At 48.0% G+C, this 5771-nt stretch carries 3 protein-coding genes; 2 read left to right on the top strand and 1 reads right to left on the bottom strand.

Going from position 1 to position 5771, the window contains the following annotated elements; all coding sequences use genetic code 11:
• Positions 1-1081 precede the first annotated feature (1081 nt).
• The gene (locus FP815_02375) at positions 1082-3049 is read left to right on the top strand and encodes a sel1 repeat family protein (GenBank protein ID MBA3013779.1); all 1968 of its coding nucleotides are present in this window, start codon (positions 1082-1084) and stop codon (positions 3047-3049) included.
• A 108-nt stretch (positions 3050-3157) separates the two neighbouring features.
• Here the strand turns inward: FP815_02375 and FP815_02370 are convergent, their stop codons facing one another.
• Entirely contained in the window at positions 3158-3361 is a 204-nt protein-coding gene (locus tag FP815_02370) for a cold-shock protein (GenBank protein ID MBA3013778.1), read from the bottom strand.
• Between the two features lie 986 nt (positions 3362-4347).
• On the opposite strand from FP815_02370, the gene FP815_02365 reads away from it, so the two are divergent.
• Positions 4348-5571 (top strand): tyrosine-type recombinase/integrase, encoded by a 1224-nt coding sequence (locus tag FP815_02365; GenBank protein ID MBA3013777.1) that lies wholly within the window; start codon positions 4348-4350, stop codon positions 5569-5571.
• The last annotated feature ends 200 nt before the right edge of the window (positions 5572-5771 follow it).

Genomic DNA, 5771 nt, shown 5'->3' with positions numbered 1-5771 from the left:
AGGAGAAAGAGGCGTTGCAGTTCCAGGTGCAGCAGATTGATGAGTTAAAGATAGAGTTAGCGGCCCGGGAGGAGGAGATTGGGTCCTTGCGTGAGGCTGGTGAGCGAGAGCGGAGTGAATCTGGGTCAGTGGTGTCATCGTTGCAAGCGGCCCTTCAGGAAATAGAGGCCAGGGCAAAAGCGTTTCAGCAGGAGAAAGAGGCGTTGCAGATTCAGTTACAACAGGTTGATTTGTTGACTGCAGAGTTGGCAGCTCGGGAGGAGGAGATTAAGTCCTTGGGCGAGGCAGGTGAGCGAGAGCGGTGTGAATCCGAGTCGGTGGTGTTATCAATACAATCGACTTTGCAGATACTCGAGGTCAGGATAGCAGAGTTGCAAAAGGAGAAAGAAGCGTTGCAGATTAAATTGCAGCAGGGCGATGAGTTGCAGGTTGAGTTAGTGGCACGGGAGGAGGAGATCAAGGCCTTGCGTGAGGCAGGAGAACGGCAACGGGAAGAAGTTGCTGCCCATAATCGGCTGATGGAGGCGAACCTGTCTGAGGTGGTCTTGGCCCGCCAAGTTGAAATAACCCACCTAAACATTGCGCTAAAGATCGCTGAAGATAAAGTCTTGGCGGAGCGAGAACTTGCCGATGAACTCAGTCGTGGGGTTGATGCACTGAAAGAGGAATTGCGCCAGGCGCTGGGTCGAGAGAGCGCGAGCGAGCAACAGGCAAGATTTTATGAGCAAAAGTTAGTTGCCTTGAATGAAGAGAACAGGAAACAAAAAGTGAAGGTTACTGAAGGTAGTGAAAAATCGACCGGAGGAGATGGTGTCGTTTCGATCAAGGGAGTGTCTTCGTTACCTGATGACGTGTTACTTAAATGGATGAGCAAGGGGTAATAGATGATGAGAAACGTCGTGCTGGTTCTTTGTGTTCTTGTTAATTTAGCCTTTAATGTTTGGTTGATCAGGAAGTTTTATCTCTGGCGGATTCGTTGTAAAAAGATATCCCATAGTAAACTTTGTCAAAACTCGCGATTAGTGTGTCAGCAAGTTCACGACTTGGTGTCTCATCGGGTAAATAAGAATGAGGTGGTTCCGTGAAGCAAAACTTCTTTTTTTTGTGGATTGGTGTGCTGCTTTTTCTGTGCGTTCCGGAGGTGGCTTGTGCCGATTTTGCTGCGCTCTTGAAACGGGCGGAGGGTGGTAGTCCAAAGGCACAGGTTGCTGTAGGTAACGCTTATGAAGGTGGGACGGAAGTGCCCAAGGATTTTGCTAAAGCCTTTCATTGGTATGAAAAGGCCGCACAGCAAGGGTACGCAGAAGGGCAGCGGCCTTTGGGCGTGATGTATGAGCTTGGCTTAGGTGTGGACAAGGATCCCGCCAAAGCGGCGTATTGGTATCAAAAAGCAGCAGATCAAGGGGTTGCGAGGGCGCAGGTCAATCTGGGCATCCTTTATGAAGCCGGTGTGGGTGTTCCCAAGGACGCTGCAAAGGCCAAGGGGATGTATCAACAGGCTGCTGATAGTGGCTATCCCCGGGGAATGTATTACCTGGGACAAATCTATGAGTCTGGTTTTGGTGGTCGAGTGGATCAGGAGGCAGCATTAAGTTGGTACAAGAAGGCAGCGGCCAAGGGGTACGGGCCAGCAAAAAAACGGTTAGCAGCCCTGCTCCAAGCCTCAGCAAAAAGTCTTGACACGAAGGAGGTTGGTGGAAAAATCTCCCGACCTCAAGAGCCCCCCCAAAGTGGTTCTTCCCTTGCTTCGGCAGGACCGAGTGAGGTGAAGAAGACACCTCGCGAAAAGAAGAAGGAAGAAGCCGATATCCCTCAGCCAAGAGTGATGGAAGGAGAGGACGGTGTTTTGCCCCGGCAGCAGAGGGAAGGGGCTCGGAGAGAGGTGGCTGAACTTCTTAAGGCGGTAGATCAAGGAGATGCAAAGGCTGCAGCTCTGCTCGGGGATATGTATGTTGAGGGGGTGCAGGTATCGAGAGATCTTGCCGTTGCCGCTTATTGGTTTAAGCGGGGGGCAGCGATGCAGGGGAGTGCGGACGCTCAGAACGATTTGGGTATTATGTATCTGATGGGAGAGGGGGTTGGTAAAGATCTTAAGCTCTCTGTTTTTTGGTTACAAAAGGCTGCTGAACAGGGAAACGCCACAGCCCAAAATAACTTGGGGCTCATGGCGGCAAAAGGGGATGGCATGACCAAGGACCTGAAACAGGCGCTTCAATGGTATACAAGCGCTGCCGAGCTGGGCAATGCCAATGCACAGAACAATCTGGCTATTATGTATACCAAAGGGGAGTCTGTGCCGGTTGATTACCATAAGGCATTAAGCTGGTTTTTGAAGGCTGCAGAGCAAGATCATCAGGATGCGATGAAAAATCTTGGTTTGGTTTATTCCGATAAGTCCACAGTGGTGCAGGATTTGGCAAAATCTGACTACTGGTACCAACGGAGTGAGGCGGTGAAGGGAGACGCTAACGCTCAGAATGAACTTGGGGTGATGTTTGTGGAGGGTCTGGGGGTAACAAAAGACTTGGCTCAGGCCCTGGCGTGGTTTCAAAAAGCGGCGGAACAAGGCTTGGCGAATGGTCAGAACAACCTGTCCATTATGTATAGCAAGGGAGAGGGTCTTCCTCAAGATTATGTGACTGCAGCGCAGTGGTGCTTAAAGGCTGCCGAGCAGGGGAATTCTAGCGCTCAGAATAATTTAGCTATCATGTATAGTAATGGACAGGGCGTAGAGAAAAATATGAGTAAAGCTATGGAGTGGTTTTCCAAGGCCGCAGAACAAGAGGATAGTAATGCCCAGAAGAATTTAGCGATCTTGCTTTTTGAAGGCCAGGGAGTAAAAAAAGATGTGGACAAAGCGTTGTCCTGGTTCACTAAGGCGGCGGACCAGGGAAACATAGCTGCCCAGAACAATCTTGGGATCATCTATGCCAATGGTGATGGTGTGCCGCAGGATCTTGCTAAGGCGCGGCATTGGCTGCAAAAGGCTGCTGATCAAGGAGATCAAGCATCTCAAGAGAGTCTGGAGAAACTCAAGAGTTTGAACTAGTCCTTTGGTTTGGGAAGTGATAGTGTCTGTAGCACAGGAGTGGAGGAAGAAGGCATAAAAAAAGCCTCGCGATTTCTCGCGAGGCTTTTGAAGTTTCTTCTTTATATCTTACAAAGATTTAACTTGTGCTGCAGCAGGGCCTTTATTGCCATCGACAATTTCAAAGCTGACCCGTTCGCCGTCATTGAGAGATTTGTAACCATCTTTCAGGATTGCGGTATGGTGAACGAATACATCGGCACCACCATTGTCCTGCTCAATAAAACCAAAACCCTTAGACGCGTTAAACCATTTTACTGTACCTTCTAACATCAAACTACTCCTTTCAAATGAGCCCAAAATTTGGACCTTTAATTAATATGCTGAACCATTGTTAGTGGACCAGCTGGCAGGCTGTTTAAACAAAAAAACCGCACTTCCTTTTCAGGATTGTGCGGAATATATTTCATTCATAACAAATCAAACAGACGCTGCACCAATGTCAAGCAACATAACATGGGTAGAAAGTAATAGCAATCTTTTTATTTGGGTGCAGAGAAAATATGTCGTCATGGGTTTTGGCCACCGATCAGCGAGGTAAATAATTTTGCGTAAATGGACCGGATTGTTTCATTTTAATAGGCAGGCATTCTGTCAACGAACAGGACAGAAAATCTGCCGCACTGTGTCCAAAAGCATCTGTTCGACAGCGTTTTTTCGTTAAATATGGGCCAGCTCATGATCTCTGTTCGCACCAATCAGGCTATTGATCAGTGAGAACAAGCATTTTTTGTATTTTGGCAACATGAGGTTGTCTTGGGAGGGATTTTGCTCAAAAATTAAATTCGATACTTTCGAGCATATCATGTTGGATAAAAGACCATTTTCACTCTAGCTATGGTTGGGTTTTGGGTAAGGGGGGGGAGAACGGGTTCTATTTTTTTCGAAGGAATCTTTATCGTGCCCATCTAAATAAAGACTTGGCATGAGATGAGTGAGAGACTTTGTGTCTCAGCGTGCAGAGTGACGTTGCTAATTGTAGCTATGCGGCACAAAAAAATAGGGCTTTCAGATTTCTCTGAAAGCCCTATAAATAATGGTCGGGGCGGAGGGATTCGAACTCTCGACCTCCTGCTCCCAAGGCAATATCAGACGTTTTTCGCCTCTATTCTCCACTCTTCACTATGCACCAAAACCCATTGACTTTACACAAAAAATAGCCTATTTTGCAATAAGGTGAAAAGTGGTATTTTTCACTGTTATGCAGTCAGATTGGTACCCCATTTGGTACCCAGTCTAAAACAATGAGGCTAATGAAAATGGCACTTACAGACCTTCAGGTTAAAAAATTGGTACCCCGTTCTGATCGTTTTGAGGTTGTCGATGGTAAGGGGTTGTCTATCCGTATCATGCCAACGGGGTCAAAATCATGGATTTTCAGATATACGATTGATGGCACACGTCACCGTATGACCCTGGGCAGCTATCCATCCATTACCCTTGCAGAGATTCGAGAAATTCACGCTAAGGCTTTGCAGGAGGTAGAGCGAGGGATTGACCCTAGCCGTAAGCAGAAGGAAGCCAAGGCCAATCGCAAGGCTTCACCAACTGTAGCTGATTTGCTTGTTGAGTTCTGGGAAGAGAAGTTGATCCATACGCCAAGCGGAAAGGAGAGGAAACGATTAATCGAAAAAGATGCAATCCCTGCCTGGGGGAAGCGCAAGGTTTCGGAGATAACCCGGCGAGATGCCGTTTTGTTGATTGATGAGGTTCGAAAACGGGCAAAGGTTGGGGCAAATCGCCTGCAAAGTATCTTAGTGGGTATGCTTAATTTTGCGGCAGAGCGTGGCATAATAGAACATTCCCCATTGTCTGGCCTGCGGAAACGTCCAGAGAAAGCGCGTTCCAGGGTATTGACTGACGCTGAAATAAGTCTGCTTTGGACAAGCCTTGACCTAGCCTCCAAAGAGGTTGACGCTTTTCACCTGACCAAGTTGGCCTTGAAAATGATACTACTGACAGGGCAACGTCCTGGCGAGGTGTCCGGCATGGAATGGGGCGAAATCGATGGCGACACATGGTCAATACCGGCGCACCGTTCAAAGAATAGGCAAACCCACACCGTACCATTGTCCCCCCTGGCATTGGAACTTTTGGAAATGGCAAAGCCATATTCAGGTGAAACCCCGTTTGTTTTTTCTTCAATCAATAAAGGTCACGAACTACCCTTGACCACCAATGCCTTGAGTCGTGCAATTCACCGGCACCGGGCAGAAATTGGCATTGATGACCGCTTTACCCCACATGATCTCCGTCGCACAGTTCGTACCAGATTAGCGGAGTTGAAAGTCACGGACATTGTGGCGGAGAAAGTCTTAGGCCATAAACTCCAAGGGATTCTTGTCGTCTATAATCACCACCCTTACGGCACCGAGAAGCTGCAGGCTATTGAGCAGTGGGAAAAGAAGTTGAGGCAGCTTGTCGGCATTGATGAAGCGGTGGCCGGGAAGATTATCGAAATGAGGCGGCACCATGCCTCCTAAAAGAAAAGACAAACCAATATCCCCCCTTTCCCGCGTATCAGAAGAATGGTGGGAGTCGTTGTCGGAAGAGGACAAGAAAGACCCCGTCGTTATCATAGCAAGGCAAAATTATTATTTTGGTCTGGCTGTTATAGAACAGGAGCGGCAGGAATACGAAAAGACAAAAAATCCCCTTCATATTTGGTCGGTTTACAAGACTT

This window comes from Desulfobulbaceae bacterium (assembly GCA_013792005.1).
GTDB lineage: Bacteria > Desulfobacterota > Desulfobulbia > Desulfobulbales > VMSU01 > VMSU01.
This window is presented reverse-complemented; position numbering and strand designations above follow the sequence as displayed.

Excerpts from the sequence above, each read along its gene's own strand:
- FP815_02370 (MBA3013778.1), bottom strand. The coding sequence starts at position 3,361 with ATGTTAGAAGGTACAGTAAAATGGTTTAACGCGTCTAAGGGTTTTGGT.
- FP815_02365 (MBA3013777.1), top strand. The coding sequence starts at position 4,348 with ATGGCACTTACAGACCTTCAGGTTAAAAAATTGGTACCCCGTTCTGAT.